At 59.0% G+C, this 1,567-nt stretch carries 1 protein-coding gene; it reads left to right on the top strand.

Annotation, left to right across the window (positions count from 1 at the left end; translation table 11 throughout):
• The coding region (locus KQH55_RS15210; protein WP_235091560.1) for an amino acid adenylation domain-containing protein at window positions 1-1,567 on the top strand (1,567 nt) is incomplete at both ends.

Raw genomic sequence — 1,567 nt, 5'->3', positions numbered from 1 at the left:
CAGCGTGAGTATCCGTCACACCGGTGTGTGCAGCAGTTATTCGAAGATCAAGTGGCGCGCACACCCGAGGCGACGGCGCTGGTGTACCAGGACCAGGTACTTAGCTATGCGCAGCTTAATGCAGAGGCCAACCGCCTCGCGCATCGGCTTATCGATCTGGGTGTTGAACCCGGTCACTCTGTTGCCACGCTGCTTGAGCGCTCGATTGATTTGGTGGTTGCGCAGCTGGCCATCCTCAAGGCAGGTGCAGCTTACGTACCGATTGATCCGCGCGCGCCCACAGAGCGACAAAGCTGGATCGTAAGCGATTGTGCAGCGCAGTTGTTGCTCACTGATGCGCACACCGAAGGTGCGGCTGCGCTGCCCACAGCGCTAATGCGTCTGGACTTGTCAGATAAAGCGCAAACTGAGCACTTTCCAACGACGTGCCCACAACTGGCCGGCCGTAGTGTTGATACGGCTTATGTGATGTACACGTCGGGCTCCACCGGTATGCCCAAGGGCGTGCGAGTGCCGCACCGAGCGATCGCGCGGCTAGTGATCAACAATGGCTATGTTGATGTTGGAGCGAATGATCGCATCGCATTGGCGGCCAATCCAGCTTTTGACGCGAGCACCTTTGAGGTCTGGGCGCCGTTATTAAATGGCGCGGCGGCGGTCGTGATCGATCATGACACGGTGCTGACGCCAGCGCTGTTTGCACAAACGTTGCGCGAACATCGTATTAGTGTTTTGTGGTTGACCGTGGGTTTGTTCAATCAAATGGCCGTGGAATTGGGCCCAGTCTTTCCCCAACTCAAGGCCTTGATTGTCGGAGGCGATGCACTAGATGCGAGCGTGGTGGCGCAAGTGCTGCGCGATTCGCCTCCTCAACAGTTGATCAACGGTTACGGCCCGACCGAGAGCACTACATTTGCGACGACTTATAGGATCACGGCGGTGCCCGAGGGCAACGTCAATATTCCGATTGGTCGGCCGATTGCAAACACCCAAGTTTATCTGCTCGATGCACACGGCCAGCCGGTGCCGCTAGGTGCAGTTGGCGAGCTGTACATCGGTGGCGCGGGGATTGCGCAGGGCTATCTGAACCGCCCGGAGCTGACTGTCGAGTGCTTTGTGCGTGATCCGTTCTCAGATGAAGCGGATGCACGAATGTATAAGACGGGCGATCTGGCGCGTTATTTGCCGGATGGAAACCTAGAGTTTGTCGGGCGCAACGATGAGCAGGTCAAGATCCGCGGTTTTCGCATTGAGCCCGGTGAGATCGAGGCGTGCCTGGTGCAACACGCGCAGGTGCGCGATGCGGTGGTGCTTGTGCGGGGCGAAGGCGTGGAGAAGCGGCTGGTCGCGTACGTGGTGGCGGAGGCCGATGAGCCGCTGGTTAGCGAGCTGCGCACGCATGTGGCTGCTCGCTTGCCCGAGTATATGGTGCCGTCTGCCTTTGTGCGGTTGGATGCGTTGCCGTTGACGGCCAATGGCAAGCTGGATCGGCGCGCGTTACCTGAGCCAGATGCTGGTGCACTCGCGCATCATGTTTATGAAGCGCCGCGAGGCGAATGGGAGACCA

The sequence above is a fragment of the Mycetohabitans sp. B3 genome (genome assembly GCF_021498065.1).
Taxonomy (GTDB): Bacteria; Pseudomonadota; Gammaproteobacteria; order Burkholderiales; family Burkholderiaceae; genus Mycetohabitans.
The sequence above is the reverse complement of the archived record's forward strand: the minus strand, read 5'-3'. Positions and strand labels throughout refer to the sequence as shown.